General features: G+C 69.1%; 15 protein-coding genes. 10 read left to right on the top strand and 5 right to left on the bottom strand.

Features of this window, described 5'->3' with window-relative positions; all coding sequences use genetic code 11:
• Positions 1 to 16: 16 nt before the first annotated feature.
• Entirely contained in the window at positions 17 to 1,699 is a 1,683-nt protein-coding gene (locus tag A9977_RS04750; protein ID WP_183023740.1) for an FAD-dependent oxidoreductase, read from the bottom strand.
• Positions 1,700 to 1,839: 140 nt separating this feature from the next.
• Between A9977_RS04750 and A9977_RS04745 the strand changes: the two genes are divergently transcribed.
• The 3 genes from A9977_RS04745 to A9977_RS04735 are packed head-to-tail and all read left to right on the top strand — an operon-like array spanning position 1,840 to position 5,469.
• Positions 1,840 to 2,712 carry a GNAT family N-acetyltransferase gene (locus A9977_RS04745; protein ID WP_183023739.1) on the top strand — a complete coding sequence of 291 codons (873 nt, stop codon included), beginning with the start codon at positions 1,840 to 1,842 and terminating at the stop codon, positions 2,710 to 2,712.
• A gap of 42 nt (positions 2,713 to 2,754) precedes the next feature.
• A complete protein-coding gene (ppk1, locus tag A9977_RS04740) occupies positions 2,755 to 4,992 on the top strand; it encodes a polyphosphate kinase 1 (RefSeq protein WP_405054666.1) in 2,238 nt (745 codons plus the stop codon).
• A gap of 15 nt (positions 4,993 to 5,007) precedes the next feature.
• Entirely contained in the window at positions 5,008 to 5,469 is a 462-nt protein-coding gene (locus tag A9977_RS04735) for a histidine phosphatase family protein (protein ID WP_183023737.1), read from the top strand.
• A gap of 24 nt (positions 5,470 to 5,493) precedes the next feature.
• Here A9977_RS04735 and A9977_RS04730 read toward each other — a convergent pair whose 3' ends face one another.
• Entirely contained in the window at positions 5,494 to 7,008 is a 1,515-nt protein-coding gene (locus tag A9977_RS04730) for a Ppx/GppA phosphatase family protein (RefSeq protein WP_183023736.1), read from the bottom strand.
• Positions 7,009 to 7,225: 217 nt separating this feature from the next.
• Between A9977_RS04730 and pstS the strand changes: the two genes are divergently transcribed.
• Genes pstS through phoR form a run of 7 tightly spaced genes read left to right on the top strand, consistent with a single transcriptional unit; the run spans position 7,226 to position 13,850 of the window.
• A complete protein-coding gene (gene pstS, locus A9977_RS04725; RefSeq protein ID WP_183023735.1) occupies positions 7,226 to 8,269 on the top strand; it encodes a phosphate ABC transporter substrate-binding protein PstS in 1,044 nt (347 codons plus the stop codon).
• 18 nt (positions 8,270 to 8,287) lie between these two features.
• On the top strand, positions 8,288 to 9,370 hold the full coding sequence (gene pstC, locus A9977_RS04720; RefSeq protein WP_183023734.1) for a phosphate ABC transporter permease PstC: 1,083 nt from the start codon (positions 8,288 to 8,290) through the stop codon (positions 9,368 to 9,370).
• On the top strand, positions 9,367 to 10,251 hold the full coding sequence (gene pstA, locus A9977_RS04715) for a phosphate ABC transporter permease PstA (protein ID WP_183023733.1): 885 nt from the start codon (positions 9,367 to 9,369) through the stop codon (positions 10,249 to 10,251). Before pstC ends, pstA begins: the two co-directional genes overlap by 4 nt.
• 8 nt (positions 10,252 to 10,259) lie before the next feature.
• The gene (gene pstB, locus A9977_RS04710) at positions 10,260 to 11,039 is read left to right on the top strand and encodes a phosphate ABC transporter ATP-binding protein PstB (RefSeq protein WP_183023732.1); all 780 of its coding nucleotides are present in this window, start codon (positions 10,260 to 10,262) and stop codon (positions 11,037 to 11,039) included.
• A 10-nt stretch (positions 11,040 to 11,049) separates the two neighbouring features.
• Positions 11,050 to 11,751, top strand: a complete 702-nt coding sequence (gene phoU / locus A9977_RS04705) for a phosphate signaling complex protein PhoU (protein ID WP_183023731.1) — start codon at positions 11,050 to 11,052, stop codon at positions 11,749 to 11,751.
• Positions 11,752 to 11,763: 12 nt separating this feature from the next.
• Positions 11,764 to 12,456 (top strand): phosphate regulon transcriptional regulator PhoB, encoded by a 693-nt coding sequence (gene phoB / locus A9977_RS04700; protein ID WP_183023730.1) that lies wholly within the window; start codon positions 11,764 to 11,766, stop codon positions 12,454 to 12,456.
• 41 nt (positions 12,457 to 12,497) lie between these two features.
• Positions 12,498 to 13,850 carry a phosphate regulon sensor histidine kinase PhoR gene (gene phoR, locus A9977_RS04695; protein ID WP_183023729.1) on the top strand — a complete coding sequence of 451 codons (1,353 nt, stop codon included), beginning with the start codon at positions 12,498 to 12,500 and terminating at the stop codon, positions 13,848 to 13,850.
• Here the strand turns inward: phoR and A9977_RS04690 are convergent.
• From A9977_RS04690 to A9977_RS04680, 3 genes are all read right to left on the bottom strand, one after another.
• Entirely contained in the window at positions 13,795 to 15,174 is a 1,380-nt protein-coding gene (locus tag A9977_RS04690) for an MATE family efflux transporter (protein ID WP_183023728.1), read from the bottom strand. The two genes, phoR and A9977_RS04690, sit on opposite strands and share 56 nt — an antisense overlap.
• On the bottom strand, positions 15,171 to 16,907 hold the full coding sequence (locus A9977_RS04685; RefSeq protein WP_183023727.1) for a hypothetical protein: 1,737 nt from the start codon (positions 16,905 to 16,907) through the stop codon (positions 15,171 to 15,173). The genes A9977_RS04690 and A9977_RS04685 overlap by 4 nt, the downstream gene beginning before the upstream one ends.
• An 82-nt stretch (positions 16,908 to 16,989) precedes the next feature.
• Entirely contained in the window at positions 16,990 to 17,259 is a 270-nt protein-coding gene (locus A9977_RS04680) for a type B 50S ribosomal protein L31 (protein ID WP_183023726.1), read from the bottom strand.
• Positions 17,260 to 17,407 lie beyond the last annotated feature (148 nt).

The raw sequence follows: 17,407 nt of genomic DNA, 5'->3' as shown, positions 1-17,407 counted from the left end.
TGCAGCGCGCCCGGCTTCAGGCGCTGCGTTCGTTGGCCGCCAGATGCTGGTGGATCTGTGCCACCACCGCCGCCCCTTCGCCGATCGCGCCGCCCACGCGCTTGACCGAGCCCGAGCGCACGTCGCCCACCGCGAACACGCCCGGCACGCTCGATTCGAGCGGTGCCGCGGGCCGCGCGGGAAAACCGCCGCTGGCGGCCGGCCCCGTCAGCACGAAGCCGCTGCGGTCGACCGCCACCTGGCAGCCCGCGAGCCAGCCGGTCTCGGGCTCCGCGCCGACGAACAGGAAGATGTTGCGCGCCGGGCAGTCGTATTCCTCCGTCGATCCGCGGCGGCGCCAGGTCGCGCCCTCGAGTCCGGTGGCAGGGTCGCCGTGCAGGCTCACCAGCTCGGTGTGCGGATGCAGCGCGATGTTCGGCGTGGCCTCGATGCGATCGATCAGGTAGCGCGACATGCTGGCCGCGAGCGAAGGTCCGCGCACCAGCACGTTGACCTTGGCCGCATGCTGCGACAGGAACACCGCCGCCTGGCCGGCCGAATTGCCGCCGCCCACCAGCGCGACCTCCTGCCGTGCGCAGGTGCGGGCCTCGAGCGCCGAAGCCCAGTACCAGATGCCGCGGCCTTCGAACTCGGCCAGCCGCGGCACGCCCGGCCGGCGGTAGCGCGCGCCGCTGGCGATCACCACCGTGCGCCCGCGCAGCCGGCGGCCGTCGGCCAGGTGCACGGTCATCTCGCCCGCGGCCGCGTGGCTGCAGTCGAGCGAGGCGACTTCCGACGGGATCATCATCTCGACGCCGAACTTCTGCGCCTGCACATAGGCCCGCCCGGCCAGCGCGCCGCCCGAGATGCCGGTGGGAAAGCCCAGGTAATTCTCGATGCGCGCGCTCGCTCCGGCCTGGCCGCCATAGGAGCGGCAGTCGAGCACGACCACGCGCAGGCCTTCCGATGCGGCGTACACCGCGGTGGCAAGCCCGGCCGGCCCGGCGCCGACCACGATCACGTCGAACAGGTCGTCGTGGACGTCGCTGTCGACCATGCCCAGGCAGCGCGCCAGGGCCAGCTCGCTCGGGTTCATCAACACCGACCCGTTGGGGCAGGCCACCAGCAGCGTGGCCTCGCCGTACTGGGCGAGCATCGCGGCCGCGTCGGCGTCCCGGGTCGAGTCGACCACCTGGAAGGGGTGGCCGTTGCGGCTCAGGAAGTTCTGCAGCCGCCGGACGTCGGCGGTGTCGGGCGGGCCGATCAGCACCGGGCCGCTGGCGCCGGATTCGATCAGCGCCACGCGGCGCAGGATCAGCGCGCGCACCAGCCGCTCGCCCAGGTCGGCCTCGGCCACGATCAGCGCGCGCAGTTGCTCGGGCGGGATCAGCAGCGCCTCCACGGCGGTCTCGGCATGCCCGTCGACCAGCGAGGGCTTGCCCGACAGTTGCGCGATCTCGGCCATGAACTGGCCCGGCCCCTGGCGGCCGATGGGCACCACATGGCCCAGCCCGTCGCGCTGGGTGATGGCAACCGTGCCCGCCAGCAGCACGAACATGCCCAGGCCCGGCTCGCCGGCCCTGAACATGCAATCGCCCGGCGCGTAGGTGCGCAGGCTGCCGAAGCGCTGCATGCGTCGCAGGTCGGTCTCGCTCAGCACCGGAAACATCTGGTGGCGCCGGGTTTCGACCTCGACCTCGATCCGTCCTTCGTCGGCCATGGGCGACTCCTGTGGGGGTGGGGCAGGCGCTCATTAGACGACGAAGAAGGGCATTTGGCAGCGTCATGCAATTGCCATGACAGCGACACGGCACTTTCATCGGGGTTCTGGAGACTCGCGCTCAACACGAAGGGTCCCCCATGCAAGAACTGCCCAATCCGATGTTCGCGATCTCCCAACTCGGCTCGCGTCCCGCCTTCTGGCGGGCACCGCCCGCGGCCCGTGTGCCGTCCGCGGTGCCGGCCGTGCCGGCCACCACGCAGCCCGCACCCGCGCGCGCCGCCGGCCCGGGCATCACCGTGAGCTGGGCCCGCCACCAGGACGACGTGCGCGCCGCCCAGCGCCTGCGCTTCGAGGTGTTCGCTGGCGAGATGGGCGCGCGCCTGACCACGCCGCTCGAAGGCCACGACATCGACCTGTTCGACGACTTCTGCGAACACCTGCTGGTGCGCGACGAAGAGACCGAACAGGTCATCGGCACCTACCGCGTGCTCACGCCGGCCCAGGCGCGCCGCATCGGCAGCACCTACAGCGACACCGAATTCGACCTGACCCGGCTGCGCGACCTGCGCGAGCGCATGGTCGAACTGGGCCGCAGCTGCGTGCACCGTGACCACCGGCAGGGCGGCGTCATCCTGGCCCTGTGGGGCGCGCTGGCGGCCTTCATGCACCGCAACAAGCTCGACACCATGATCGGTTGCGCGAGCATTCCCATGTGCCACGAGGGCGCGCGCAACGGCGACGCCGCGGCCAGCATCTGGCGCCAGCTGTCGACGACCCACATGGCGCCGATCCAGTACCAGGTCCAGCCGCGGCTGGCGCTGCCGGTCGACCGGCTCGACAGCGAGCTGGCGGTGGAGCCCCCGGCGCTGATCAAGGGCTACCTGCGCCTGGGCGCCAAGGTGCTGGGTGCGCCGGCCTGGGACCCGGACTTCAACACGGCCGACCTGCCGATGCTGATGCGCATCGACGACCTGCCGCCGCGCTACCGCAAGCACTTCCTGGGCAACTGATCGACGCCTTCCGGCGTCATGTGACAACGTCACGAAAATGTCATGAAGGCGCTCGACACTGTCATATCTCCGCTGACAGCGGTGTTCTCAGTCCTTGCGCCAGAATCAGTGATCATGTTGTCCAAACAGGCCCTTCCGCCGGCCGAAACGCCACCCGCCACCGAAGCGGAGTCCCCACGTCCCGCACTGACCCTGCTCGACCGCGACCTCAGCATCCTGGCCTTCAATCAGCGCGTGCTCGACTGGGCGCAGCGCGCCGAAGTGCCGTTGATCGAGCGGCTGCGCTACCTGTGCATCGTGTCGTCGAACCTCGACGAGTTCTTCGAAGTCCGCGCCGCGCCGCACCTGATCGCGGCCAGCCTCGGCGAGGCCAAGGGCAACGAGACGGTCGCTTCCTTCGAGCGGCTGGCCGGCATCGCTCATACGCTGGTCGACACGCAGTACGCGCTCTACAACGACGAACTGATGCCGGCCTTCGCCCAGCACGGGGTACACATCATTTCGCACGGCGAGCGCAACCCGGCCCAGCGCAAGTGGGTGCACGACTACTTCGAGCGCGAAGTGCGACCGCTGCTGATCCCGGTCGGGCTCGATCCCTCGCATCCCTTCCCGCAGGTGGCGAACAAGTCGCTCAACTTCATCGTGCGCCTGGGCGGCAAGGACGCCTTCGGCCGCGAGAACCCGATCGCCATCCTCAAGGTGCCGCGCGTGCTGCCGCGGCTGGTCCGCATGCCGGCCAAGGTGTCGAGCGGCAAGACGCTGTTCGTGGCGCTGTCGAGCATCGTGCGCGCGCACCTCTCCAGCATGTTCCCGGGCCGCGAGGTCGGCGACTTTTCGCAGTTCCGCGTCACGCGGCACTCGGACCTGGCGGTCGACGAAGAGGACGTGAAGAACCTGCGCACCGCGCTGCGCCAGGGCCTGGAGCACCGGCACTACGGGCAGGCGGTGCGGCTCGAGGTCTCGGCCAGCTGCGCCGAGTCGCTGGCCAGCTTCCTGCTCGCGCAGTTCAACCTGCCGCCGCAGTCGCTCTACCGGGTGCACGGGCCGGTCAACCTGGCGCGCCTCACGCAACTGATCGACCTGCTCGACGAGCCGCAGTTCAAGGAACTGCGCTTCGCACCCTACAAGGCCTCCTACCCGATCACGCTGTCGCCGGGCCAGTCCTTCTTCGACCGCCTGCAGCGCGGCGACGTGCTGATCCACCAGCCCTTCGAGAGCTTCGACGGCGTGCTGGCCTTCCTGCGCGAGGCGGTGCTCGATCCGCAGGTGCTGGCCATCAAGCAGACCATCTACCGCACCGGCGCGGACTCGGTGCTGATGGACCTGCTGCGCGAGGCCGTGCGGCGTGGCAAGGAAGTGACCGTGGTGGTCGAGCTCAAGGCCCGCTTCGACGAAGAGGCCAACATCAACTGGGCCGAGATGCTCGAGTCGATCGGCGCCCAGGTGGTGTACGGCGTGGTCGGCCTCAAGACCCACGCCAAGATGCTGCTGGTGACGCGCCGCGAAGGCAAGCGCATGCAGCGTTACGGCCACCTGTCGACCGGCAACTACAACCCGCGCACCGCGGCGCTCTACACCGACATCAGCCACCTCACGGCCGACCCGCTGCTGACGGCCGACATGGAGGCGGTGTTCGTGCACCTGGCCAGCCAGAGCCGGCTGCCGAAGCTCAACCGCATGTCGCTCGCGCCCTTCGACCTGCACCGCAACCTGGTGGCGCAGATCGACGCGCTGGGCCTGGCGGCCGAGCAGGGCGATGCCACGCGCATCGTCGCCAAGATGAATGCGCTGACCGACGAGGCCCTGGTCCATGCCCTGGTGCGGGCCGGGCAGAAGGGCGTGAAGATCGACCTGATCGTGCGCGGCGCCTGCACGCTGCCGGCGCAGGTGCCGGGGCTGACCGAGAACATCCGCGTGCGTTCGGTGATCGGGCGCTTCCTCGAGCATTCGCGGGTCTTCTATTTCCGCAACGGCCAGGACGAGTCGCTCTACCTCTCGAGCGCCGACTGGATGAACCGCAACATGATGCGACGCATCGAACTGTCCTGGCCGGTGACCGATCCGGGCCTGCGCCAGCGCCTGATCGACGAATGCCTGGTGGCCTACCTGCACGACGGCAAGGACGCCTGGGACCTGGGCGCCGACGGCGTGTACCGCCGCGTCCAGGGCGACACGCATCCCGGCGAGGAGGGCGCGTCGCACCGCATCGAGGCGCATGGCGCCCAGGCCGCGCTGATGGGGCGCTACGCATCGCGCGGGCTGGGCCGCGTGCGCAACTGAAGGAGAACGCTCGAAATGGACTTGATCTTCTGGCGCCATGCCGAAGCCGAGGACTGGACCGAAGGCTGCGACGACATGCAGCGCGCACTGACCGCCCGCGGCGAGAAGCAGGCCCGGCGCATGGCGAGCTGGCTCGACCGCCAGCTGCCCGACGGCACGCGCATCGTGAGCAGCCCGGCGCGGCGCTGCGAGCAGACCGTGATGGCGCTGGACCGCAAGTACAAGCTGCGGGACGACCTCGCGCCCGATGCCGGCCCCGAGGCGCTGCTGGCCGCGGCCGGCTGGCCCAACGGCAAGTCGGTGGTGCTGGTGGTCGGGCACCAGCCCGGGCTGGGCCAGGCGATCGCGCAACTGCTGGGCATGGGGCACGACAGCTGCCCGGTGCGCAAGGGCGCGGTCTGGTGGATCCGCACGCGCGAACGCGACGGCGACGTGCAGACCGTGGTGGTGACGGTGCAGGCGCCCGAGCTGATGTAGCAGGGCGGGGCGTCGCGCGGCGCCTCAGTTGCCGAGCACGACCTTCCAGCCGGTCTTCTGCCAGGCCAGCACCTCTTCGCGCAGCAGGTGGGCCGATTGCGGGAAGGTGTCGGCCCAGTCGGCACGGTGGTTCACGCTGAAGGTGCGTGCATCGCTTCGCGCGAGCTTCAGTGCCTGCGGCTCGGGATCGCGCCGTGCGTGGCACAGGATCACCGCCACGCGCAGCGCGAGCAGCTGGGCCGCGAAGGTGTCGTCTTCCAGGGCCGTCTCGATCTTGCGCAACTTGCCGCGGTGGCCCAGCACCAGCTGGCTCAGCTGGTGCAGCTCGTTGGAGGCGAAGCCCGGGGCGTCGACGTTGTCCAGGATGTAGGCGCCGTGCTTGTGGCAATCGCTGTGCGAGATCAGCGCGCCGATCTCGTGCAGCTGCGCCGCCCAGCCCAGCTTGCGCAGCGCGCGGCCGGCGCGGCTGGCGGTGCTGCCGCCCCGCGCGGCCGGGTCGAGCTGCACGTACAGCGCGGCCGCCGTCTCGCCGACCCGGCGCGCCTGCGCCGCGTCGGCAGCGAAGCGGGTGGCCAGCCGGGCCACGGTGGCGGCGCGCAGGTCGGCCACGCTGTCGTCGCGCTCCAGCAGCTCGTAGAGCACGCCGTGGCGCAGGGCACCCTGGGCGATCTTCATCTCGCGGATGTCGAGCAGGTCGAACACCGCGCGCAGCACGCTCACGCCGCCGCCGATCACGGCCTTGCGGTCCTCGCGCATGCCGTCCATGCGCAGCCGCTCGATGCTGCCGGCCTTGAGCAGGCGGTCGAGCAGCCAGTCGAGCCCCTCGCGCGTCACCAGGCCGGGTTCGGCGCCCGAGGCCGCCAGCACGTCGCCCACCGCGCCGATGGTGCCGGAGGCGCCGTAGGCCACGTCCCAGCGGTCGGCGCCGTAGCTCGAGAGCGCGTCGTCGAGCACGGCCTTGGCCGCGATCTCGGCCGCGCGGAAGGCCGGGGCGGTGAACTGACCCTGCGGGAAGTGCTTGAGCGACCAGGCGACGCTGCCCACGCGGTAGGACTCCATCACCTGCGCCTCGAGCGCGCGGCCGATGATCATCTCGGTCGAGCGGCCGCCGATGTCGACCACCAGCCGGCGCTCGCGGTCGGACACGTCGTTGTGCGGCAGCATGTGGGCCACGCCCTGGTAGATCAGGCGGGCTTCCTCGCGGCCCGGGATCACGTCGATGCCGAAGCCCAGCACGGTGCGCGCGCGCAGCAGGAACTCGTCGCGGTTGCGGGCTTCGCGCAGCGTCTGGGTGGCGACCACGCGCACCTGCGAACGCTTGAAGCCGGCCAGCCGCTCGCCGAAGCGCGCCAGCGCCTCCCAGCCGCGCTGCATGGCTTCCGGCGTCAGGTTGCGTGCGCTGTCGAGCCCGGCGCCCTGCCGCACGACCTCCTTGAGGTATTCGATGCGATGGATCTGCCCGTGGTCGACCCGACCGATTTCGAGGCGGAAGCTGTTGGAGCCGAGATCGACCGCAGCGAGGAGGGAGCCGTTTTGCATGGAGAAATAGGAGGCGATCGCTGGGAAATGGCGGGCTCCGATGGTAGCCGGGGCGGGGGTGTCGGATCGTGACGATTCTGTGACGGCGTCACATGTACACAGCGTCCCGGAGGCCTTTTTCATTGGGAAAAGGGGTGTCACATCGATGTCACACAAGCTTTCTAAAGTTCGCGGCAACCCCCAACCCGGGATTGCTGAACTTCACAAAGGAAGCCTCATGAAAACGACGATCAAATTTGCAGCAGCCAGCCTCGTGGCTGCCGCTTTCGCCCACGCGCCCGCCTTTGCGCAAGACGTGACCGGTGCCGGTGCCAGCTTCCCCGCACCCCTGTATTCCAAGTGGGCTTCGGACTTCAACAAGGCCACCGGCGTCAAGGTGAACTACCAGTCGGTCGGTTCGGGCGCGGGCCTGAAGCAGATCGAAGCCAAGACCGTCGACTTCGGCGCTTCCGACGCTCCCCTGAAGGACGAAGAACTGCAAGCCAAGGGCCTGATGCAATTCCCCACCGTCATCGGCGGCGTGATCCCGGTCGTGAACATCACCGGCATCAAGCCCGGCGATCTCAAGCTCAACGGCCAGGTCCTGGGCGACATCTACCTGGGCAAGATCACCAAGTGGAACGACCCCGCCATCAAGGCCCTGAACGGTTCGCTGGCCCTGCCGGACGCCACCATCGCGCCGGTTCGCCGCGCCGACGGTTCGGGCACCAGCTTCCTGTTCACCAACTACCTGAGCAAGGTCAACGCCGAGTGGAAGAGCAAGGTCGGTGAAGGCACGGCCGTCAACTGGCCCCTGGGCACCGGCGGCAAGGGCAACGAAGGCGTCGCCGCCTTCGTGAAGCAACTGCCGAACTCGATCGGCTACGTCGAATACGCCTACGTCAAGCAGAACAAGATGACGTACGCCCAGATGCAGAACGCCGCTGGCACCATCGTGTCGCCCGACGACAGCGCCTTCAAGGCCGCTGCTTCCGGCGCCGAGTGGAGCAAGAGCTTCTACCAGATCCTGACCAACCAGGCCGACAAGGGCGCATGGCCCATCACCGGCGCGACCTTCATCCTGATGCAGAAGGTGCAGGACAAGCCCGCCAACGCAGCCAGCGTGCTGAAGTTCTTCGACTGGGCCTACAAGAGCGGCGACAAGACGGCCGAAGACCTGGACTACGTGCCGATGCCCGACGTCGTGAAGACCTCGATCGCCAAGGCCTGGAACGACAGCATCAAGGACGCGTCGGGTAAGTCCGTCGCCGTCGCCAAGTAAGGTCCACCGGCGCGTCGCATGAGCCCTCATCCGCTCGACGACGCGCCGCCTTCCCCATTGCCGGAGCGACCCTTGTCATCCACCTTCCCCGCCAACGCCCAGACGCTCGACCTCGCGGCCGAGCGTGCCCGCGCTTCCGCCACCCCGCCGCCGGCCAAGCGCCCGCGCACCGGCGCCGCGACCGACCGACTGTTCGGCATGCTGGCCAAGGGCGCAGCTTTGCTGACGCTGGTCATGCTGATCGGCATCCTGTTGTCGCTGATCGTCGGCGCCTGGCCTGCGATCACCAAGTACGGCCTGGGCTTCCTGACCAGTTCCACCTGGGACCCGGTGCAGGACGAGTACGGCGGCCTGGTGATGATCTACGGCACGCTGGCGACCTCGTTCATCGCGCTGGTGATCGCGGTGCCGGTGAGCTTCGGCATCGCACTGTTCCTGACCGAGATGTCGCCGTCGTGGCTCAAGCGCCCGCTCGGCACCGCGATCGAACTGCTGGCCGCCGTGCCCTCGATCGTCTACGGCATGTGGGGCCTGCTGGTCTTCGGGCCGATCCTCTCGACCTACGTGCAGCAACCGCTGCAGAAGCTTTTTGACGGCGTGCCCTACCTGGGCGCGCTGGTGTCGGGCCCGCCGGTGGGCATCGGCATCCTGTCGGCCGGGATCATCCTGGCCATCATGATCATCCCGTTCATCGCCGCCGTGATGCGCGACGTGTTCGAAGTCACGCCGCCGCTGCTCAAGGAATCGGCCTACGGCCTGGGCTCCACCACCTGGGAGGTCGTCTCCAAGGTGGTGCTGCCGTACACCAAGGCCGGTGTGGTCGGCGGCATCATGCTCGGCCTGGGCCGGGCGCTGGGCGAGACGATGGCGGTCACCTTCGTGATCGGCAACGCCAACCAGCTCAAGTCGCTGTCGGTCTTCGAGGCCGCCAACAGCATCACCTCGGCGCTGGCCAACGAGTTCGCCGAAGCCGGCGCGGGCCTGCACCAGGCCGCGCTGATGTACCTCGGCCTCGTGCTGTTCTTCATCACCTTCGTCGTGCTCGCCCTGTCGAAGCTGCTGCTGCAACGCATGAAGAAGAGCGAAGGAACCAAGTCATGACCACCGCAGAACGCCTGTTGAGCATCAAGGCCCTCGACGAGACCCGCGCCGCGAAGTTCGCCGGCCGCAAGCGGGTCAACCAGATCGCGCTCACGCTGTCGCTGGCCGCCATGGCCTTCGGCGTGTTCTGGCTGGTCTGGATCCTGTGGGAGACGCTGCGCCAGGGCATCGGCGGCCTGGCGATCGCCACCTTCACCGAAATGACGCCGCCGCCCAACGAGGTCGGCGGTATCGCCAATGCGATCTTCGGCTCGGTCGTGATGGTGGCCATGGCCACCTTCGTCGGCACGCCGATCGGCATCATGGCCGGCATCTACCTGGCCGAATACAACCCCAAGGGCTGGCTGTCGAACGTGACGCGCTTCGTCAACGACATCCTGCTGTCGGCGCCGTCGATCGTGATCGGCCTGTTCGTCTACGCGGTGGTCGTCGCCTACTTCAAGAGCTTCTCCGGCCTGGCCGGCGGCCTGGCGCTGGCGCTGATCGTGATCCCGGTCGTGATCCGCACCACCGAGAACATGCTGCAACTGGTGCCGCCGGGCCTGCGCGAAGCAGCCTATGCGCTGGGCACGCCGAAGTGGAAGGTGATCCTGAGCATCACGCTGCGCGCGGCGCGTTCGGGCGTGGTCACCGGCGTGCTGCTGGCCGTGGCGCGCATCGCCGGCGAAACGGCACCGCTGCTGTTCACCGCGCTCAACAACCAGTTCTGGACCTCGGACGTGACCCAGCCGATGGCCAGCCTGCCGGTGACGATCTTCAAGTTCGCGATGAGCCCCTACGAGAACTGGCAGCAGCTGGCCTGGGCCGGCGTGTTCCTGATCACCGTCGCCGTGCTCGCCCTCAACATCCTGGCGCGCGTGCTGACGCGCAACAAGCTCTGAAAGCCCCCATGTCCGCTACTCTTTCGCAACCCGTGCGCTCCAAGCTCTCGGTCAAGGACCTGAACTTCTACTACGGCAAGTTCCACGCCCTCAAGGGCATCAACCTCGAGATCCCCGAGAACAAGGTCACGGCCTTCATCGGCCCCTCGGGCTGCGGCAAGTCGACGCTGCTGCGCACCTTCAACCGCATGTTCGAGCTGTACCCCGAGCAACGCGCCGAAGGCACCATCGCCCTGGACGGCGAGAACCTGCTGACCTCCAAGCAGGACGTGGCGCTGATCCGTGCCAAGGTCGGCATGGTCTTCCAGAAGCCGACGCCGTTCCCGATGTCGATCTATGACAACATCGCCTTCGGCGTGAAGCTGTTCGAGAACCTGAGCGCCAGCGACATGGACGACCGCGTCGAATGGGCGCTGAAGAAGGCCGCGCTCTGGACCGAAGTGCGCGACAAGCTGCAGCAGAGCGGCTCGGGTCTCTCGGGCGGCCAGCAGCAGCGCCTGTGCATCGCGCGCGGCATCGCCATCAAGCCGGAAGTGCTGCTGCTCGACGAGCCGTGCTCGGCCCTCGATCCGATCTCGACCGCCAAGATCGAGGAACTGATCGCCGAACTGAAGAGCGAATACACCGTGGTGATCGTGACCCACAACATGCAGCAGGCCGCCCGCTGCAGCGACTACACCGCCTACATGTACCTGGGCGACCTGATCGAGTTCGGCGCGACGGAACAGATGTTCTTCAAGCCGCAGCGCAAAGAGACGGAAGACTACATCACCGGCCGTTTCGGCTAAGGAGAAAGCGATGACCGAGAAACACCTTTCCAGCCAGTTCGACAGCGAACTCAACGGCGTCTCCTCGCGCGTGATGGAGCTCGGCGGCATGGTCGAGTCGCAGATCCACCAGGCGGTCTATGCGCTGGCGCAGTTCGACCCCGAAGCGGCCGACCGCGTGATGGAGACCGAGCACCGCGTGAACGCGATGGAGATCGAGATCGACCGCGAGCTGTCGTCGATCATCGCGCGCCGCCAGCCGACCGCGCGCGACCTGCGCCTGCTGATCGCCATCTCCAAGACCACCGCCAACCTCGAGCGCGTGGGCGACGAGGCCAACAAGATCGCGCGGATGGTCAAGTCGATCATCGAAAGCGGATCGGCGCGCGCGCTGCCCTCGACCGACCTGCGCATCGCCGCCGACATGGCCTCGGGCCTGCTGCGCAAGGCGTTGGACGCGTTCGCCCGGCTCGACACCGCCGCGGCGCTGTCGATCCTCAAGGACGACGACCTGATCGACAAGGAATTCGACGGCTTCGTGCGCAAGCTGGTCACCTACATGATGGAAGACCCGCGTACCATTTCGGCCAGCCTGGACCTGCTGTTCCTGGCCAAGGCCATCGAGCGCATCGGCGACCATGCCAAGAACATCGCCGAGTTCATCATCTACATCGTCAAGGGTGCCGACGTGCGGCACACCTCGATGAACGACATCGAAGCAGCGCTTCAGTAAGACAATCTGCGAATGAAGAAACCCCGCGTCCTGATCGTCGAAGACGAGTCGTCGATCGCCGAGCTGATCGCCGTCAACCTGCGCCACAACGGCTTCGAGCCGATCTGGTCGGAAGACGGCGTGTCGGCACAGCGCGAGATCGACGCCTTCCTGCCCGACCTGATCCTGCTCGACTGGATGCTGCCTGGCCAGAGCGGCCTGCAGCTCGCGCGCCAATGGCGCAAGGACCCGCGCACCAAGGCCATCCCGATCCTGATGCTCACGGCGCGTGGCGACGAACCCGACAAGGTGGCCGGCCTCGACGCCGGTGCCGACGACTACATCACCAAGCCCTTCTCCACGCAGGAGATGCTGGCGCGCATCCGGGCCGTGCTGCGCCGGCGCGCGCCCGAAGCCGTGGCGGAACGCGTCGAGATCGGCGAACTGGCGCTCGACACCGCCACCCACCGCGTGACCTGGCAGGGCGCGCCGCTGAAGGTCGGCCCGACCGAGTTCAAGCTGCTGGGCTACCTGATGCAGCATGCCGAGCGCGTGCACAGCCGCGCGCAGTTGCTCGACAAGGTGTGGGGCGACCATGTCTACATCGAGGAACGCACGGTCGACGTGCACGTCAAGCGCCTGCGCGAGTCGCTGGGCGCCGCCGCGCCGATGGTCGAGACCGTGCGCGGTGCCGGCTACCGCCTGACCGCCCAAGCCACGGTGTGAGGCGTCTCTCGCTTCGCGGCCGCGGCGGATAATCGCGCGCCATGCCTTTTCGCATTGCCACCTTCCTGATGGCCTCCGCCGTCGTGGCGGGGCTCGCCCAATGGTTCTTCGGCTGGCGCTTCGTCGGCTGGGGCGCCTGGATCGGCGCCCTGTTGTGGCTGGCGCTCGACGCCTGGCGCGCCGGCCGCCTGCTGGGCGTGCTGCGCCAGGGCGGTGTGGGCCTGCCGGCGCGCGGTGCCGGTGTCTGGGGTGAGCTCGCCGAACGCATCCGCAAGCTGCTGCGCGAACGCGAGCAGCAGACCCGCCAGGCCGAGGACCGGCTGCAGGAATTCCTGGCCGCGATCCAGGCCTCGCCCAACGGCGTGGTGCTGCTCGACGAGCAGGGCCGCATCGAGTGGTGCAACCAGACGGCGGCCGCGCAGTTCGGCATCGACGCCGAGCGCGATGTCCTGCAGCACCTGGCCAACCTGGTGCGCGACCCGGGCTTCGTCGCCTACCTGGCCTCCTGGAACTACAGCCGCGACGTGGTGATCGACGCCACCCATGCGCGCGGCCAGAGCGGCCATGCGCTGCGCCTGTCGGTGCAGGTGCATCCCTATGCCGGCAACCGCCGCATGCTGCTGACGCGCGACATCACCGCGCTCGAACAGGCCGAGGCGATGCGGCGCGATTTCGTGGCCAACGTCTCGCACGAGATCCGCACGCCGCTGACCGTGCTGGCCGGCTTCGTCGAGACGCTGCAGAACCTGCCGCTCGATGCCGAGGAGCGCGCGCGCTATCTCGCGCTGATGGCGCAGCAGTCGCACCGCATGGAAACGCTGGTCAACGACCTGCTCACGCTGTCGCGCCTGGAGGGCAGCGCGGCCCCCACGCTGATGCAGTGGACACGCGTGCGCGCGCTGATGGCGCAATGCGAGGACGAGGGCCGCGGCCTGTCGAGCCGGCTCGCGCCGCAGGCCGGGCATCGGCTGTCCTTCACGGTCGAGGGCGACCTGGAGATTGCGGGCGTGCCGACCGAACTGCAGAGCGCGATGTCGAACCTACTGAGCAATGCGGTGCGCTACACACCGGGTGGCGGCGAGGTCGCGGTGAGCTGGCGCCTGCTGCCCGACGGCCGGGCCGAGTACGCGGTGCGCGACAGCGGGCCGGGCATCGCCAAGGAACACCTGCCGCGGCTGACCGAGCGCTTCTACCGGGTCGACCGCAGCCGTTCGCGCGAGACCGGCGGCACCGGCCTGGGGTTGGCGATCGTCAAGCACATCGCGCAGCGCCACGGCGCCGAGCTGCGCATCGAGAGCACGGTGGGGAAGGGCTCGCGTTTCGCGATCCTGTTCCCGGTCACGCGCTTGCGGCCGGCGCGTCCAGCGGCGGGTGTGCCAGCCGTGTCCGCCTGAGGGTGTGCCAGAGCAGCGCCACGAAGAGCAGCGCGGTCAGCGCCAGCGCCGCGGCGCTCATCAGCCAGAAGGCCAGCGGTGACTGCATGGCCTCCCAGGGCCCGAGTCCGCGGTAGGCCAGCAGGTAGCTGCCGCCCAGCCCCACCACCCACAGCAGCGCGCAGTAGAGCAGCAGCGGCATGACCGTCACGCGGTAGCAGCGCAGCACGAACACGCACAGCGTCTGCACCGCATCGGCCAGGTGGTAGACGGCCGTCGCGAGCAGCAGGCCGGCGGCCACCGCGATCACCGCGGTGTCGTCGGAATAGATGCCGGCCAGCTGCCAGCGCAGCAGCGCCATCAGCGTGGCGACGACCAGGGCGCACAGCAGCATCAGCTCGAAGCCGCGGGCACAGGCGCGCCGCGCCAGCGTCGCGTCGCCGGCGCCCAGCCAGTAGCTCACGCGCGCGCTGGTCGCGATGCCGAGCGACAGCGGCACCATGTAGGCGGCGGCCGTGAGGTTCGAGGCGATCTGGTGCGCGGCCGAGGCGGCCGTGCCCAGCCGCGCGATGAACAGCGCCATCAGCGTGAAGGAGGTGACCTCGACCAGCACCGACAGGCCGCCCGGCACGCCCAGTTGCGCAAAGCGCCGCAGCTGCGCCCAGTCGGGCTTCTCCATGCGGGCCCAGAGCCCGTAGCTGCGGTAGAAGGGCTGGGTGCGCAGCAGCCAGACGGCCAGCACCACCTCGGCCCAGGTCACGACCAGCGTCGCCCAGGCACAGCCCACCAGGCCCATCGCGGGCAGGCCCGCGCCGCCGAAGGTGAACCAGATCGACAGCGGCACCTTGAACAGCAGCGAGCCCAGCTGCACCCAGGTGACCAGCTTCGGCTTGCCCAGGCCCTGGTTCAGCGTGCCGAAGAGCCGGAACAGCAGCGCCGGCGGCAGCGCGAAGGCCAGCACCGCCAGGTAGGCCTCGACGGCGCCGCGCATGGCATCGGGCACCTCGGTCCAGCGCAGCAGCGCGCCCGGCATCAGCAGCACGGTCATGCCCAGCACCATGGCGATGCCGCAGAGGTAGAGCGACTGCCGCACCGAGCGGCCGACGTCGGCCGAGCGCCGCGCGCCGTGCAGTTCGGCCCACACCGGCAGCAGCGCCTGCAGCACGCCCATCAGGGACACGAACACGCTGGCATAGATGGCGGCGCCGACCGACAGGGAGGCCAGCGCTTCCTGCGCATAGCGGCCGGCCACGATGGTGTCGGTGACGCCGAAGGCCATGGCCGCGAACTGGCCGGCCAGCACGGTGCCGGCCAGCCGCGCGATGCGTTGCCGCTCGCTCGTCACGGCGTGATGCGCTGGAACAGCAGGATGTCGTCGTTGGCGCTGGTCGGGCGCCGCACCGTGCCGGACAGGCGCCATTGCTTGAAGTCGACGGCGTTGCCGCGGCCGACCGCTTCCGGGCTCACCAGCAGCCAGGGGCAGGCGTCGGTGCCGTGGCCCGCGGTGTCCAGCGGACGCAGGTCGAAGTGGCCGTGGTAGCGCAGGGCCGCGATGTGCGGCCGGCTCAGCGACAGTGTGGCCACGCAGGGGGCCGAGCCGACGCGTTCGGAGATCGTGCGCACCTGCGGTGCGTAGCTCCAGGCATGGTCGAGCGCCGGCAGCCACAGCGTGGTGCCCAGCAGCCAGCACAGGGCCGCGCCGCCGCCCGGCAGCACCAGCGTCTTCCAGAGGGCCGCCTGGTGGCGCCCGGTGCGCCAGCGCACGAGCCAGCACCAGGCCGCCGTGGCCGCCAGCGCGAACAGCAGGGTGAGCCAGGAGAACTGCGGCACGAAGCCCGGAATCTGGCGCATGACGCTGGCCGCCATCTTGGGCGGCGTGCCTGTCAGCATGGCGATCCAGTAGGCCCAGATGATGAAGGCCACACCGCTGAAGAAGAGCAGGGTGAACCAGTCGATCAGCGCCGCGGCGCTGCGGCGGAAGGTGGGCAGCGCGAAGGCCGCCAGCGTCGCCAGCGCGGGCAGAGCGAGCAGCAGCGAGCGTTCGGAGAAATCGGTGGTCCAGGTCGCGGCCAGCGGTACCAGCGCGAACCACAGCGGCAGCGCCACATGGCGTGCCGTGAGCTGGCGGCGCCAGCGCCAGAGCGTCCAGAGGGCCAGCGGCCAGGCCGGCCAGGTGAACCACAGCAGCAGCTTGGCCTGGCTGCGGAGGTCGGCGATCAGGGTCTTGCCCGCATGCTGGCCCGGCAGCACGATCTGCCAGTGCCACAGGCCCAGCGCGATGACCAGGCCGGCGGCGAGCAGCGCCACCCCCGCGATCGTGAGCGCGGCGGTCGGGGCGTAGGCGGGGGCGTCGTCGACCTCCGCGCGGGCCTGGCGGTGCCGGTCGATCAGGACCAGCGCCACCGCACCGGCGCCCAGCGCCAGGCCGACCGTCGGCGCGCCGCTCAATGCCAGTCCGAGCGCGCCGACGCCCAGCGCGACGGTCGCGCCGGTGCGGTGGTAGGGCATGGCGGCCACGCCGTAGAACAGGTTCGCGACGAAGAACAGTTGCGCCAGCGCGGGCGTGGTCTCGTGGCCCAGCTGGGCCAGGCCCAGGCAGGCGATCAGCGCCAGCAGGGCGCCGTCCGCGATGGCGCGGGCGTAGTCGGTGGGATGGGCCTCGCCGCCGAAGGCGAAGGCCACCGGCTGGGCATTCGGCGTGCGCGCCAGGTAGTAGGCCGCGTACCAGGTGGCCGAGAAGGTGCACCACAGCAGCGCCGCGAAGACGATGCGCACCGCCAGGTCGGGGTGGACCCAGGCCGGCGCGATCTTGATGGCCAGGGCACCGAGCCAGTAGGGGAACAGCGCCGGTGTCTCGGGCCGCAGGCCCAGCAGCAGCGGATCGAGCCAGCGCATCCAGCCTTCGGTGCTGTGCGCCAGTTCGGCCATGTAGCCGTAGGCGGTCACGTCGGCGCTTTTCCAGGGACCGCGGCCGATCAGGCCCGGCAGCAGGTAGGCGGCGCACAGCAGCAGCAACGCCATGCGCGGCAGACGGCGCACGGCGCTCTGGGCAACGATGGCGGGCGTGGGTTGGCTCAACGGAAGTGGCGGTGGCGGTGCTGTTGTAAAGAAAAAGGGCAGCGCGGTAAACCGGGCTGCCCTCGACCTGGATGCGGCGAGCTTACTTGGAAGCGGTGCCGGTGGTCTTGCCGAAACGGTTGCGGAACTTCTCCACGCGGCCGCCCATGTTGTCCACCGACTTTTGGGTGCCGGTGTAGAAGGGGTGCGATTCGCTGGTGGTGTCGAGCTTGAACAGGGGCAGTTCGCGGCCGTCGTCGGTCTTGCCCATTTCCTTGGTGTTCGCGCACGAACGGGTCACGAACTTGAAGCCGTTCGACATGTCCTGGAACAGGACTTCGCGGTAGTTCGGGTGAATGCCTTCTTTTGCCATGGTGTTTCCTTTGGGGTCGATGCGAGAGCCACAAGCCGCCTGGGTCCGCCACCTGTGAAAGAAGGTCGGCGGGGCGTCGGTTCCGGGCCCTGCGCCCGGCTGCACTTTTCGCGAAGCCCGTGATTATCGCATACTGGCCCGTCCCGAG

Source organism: Variovorax sp. UMC13 (assembly GCF_014170375.1).
In the GTDB taxonomy this organism is placed as follows: domain Bacteria; phylum Pseudomonadota; class Gammaproteobacteria; order Burkholderiales; family Burkholderiaceae_C; genus Variovorax.
Note: the sequence above shows the minus strand (reverse complement) of the source record. Positions and strands in the feature narration are given on the sequence as shown.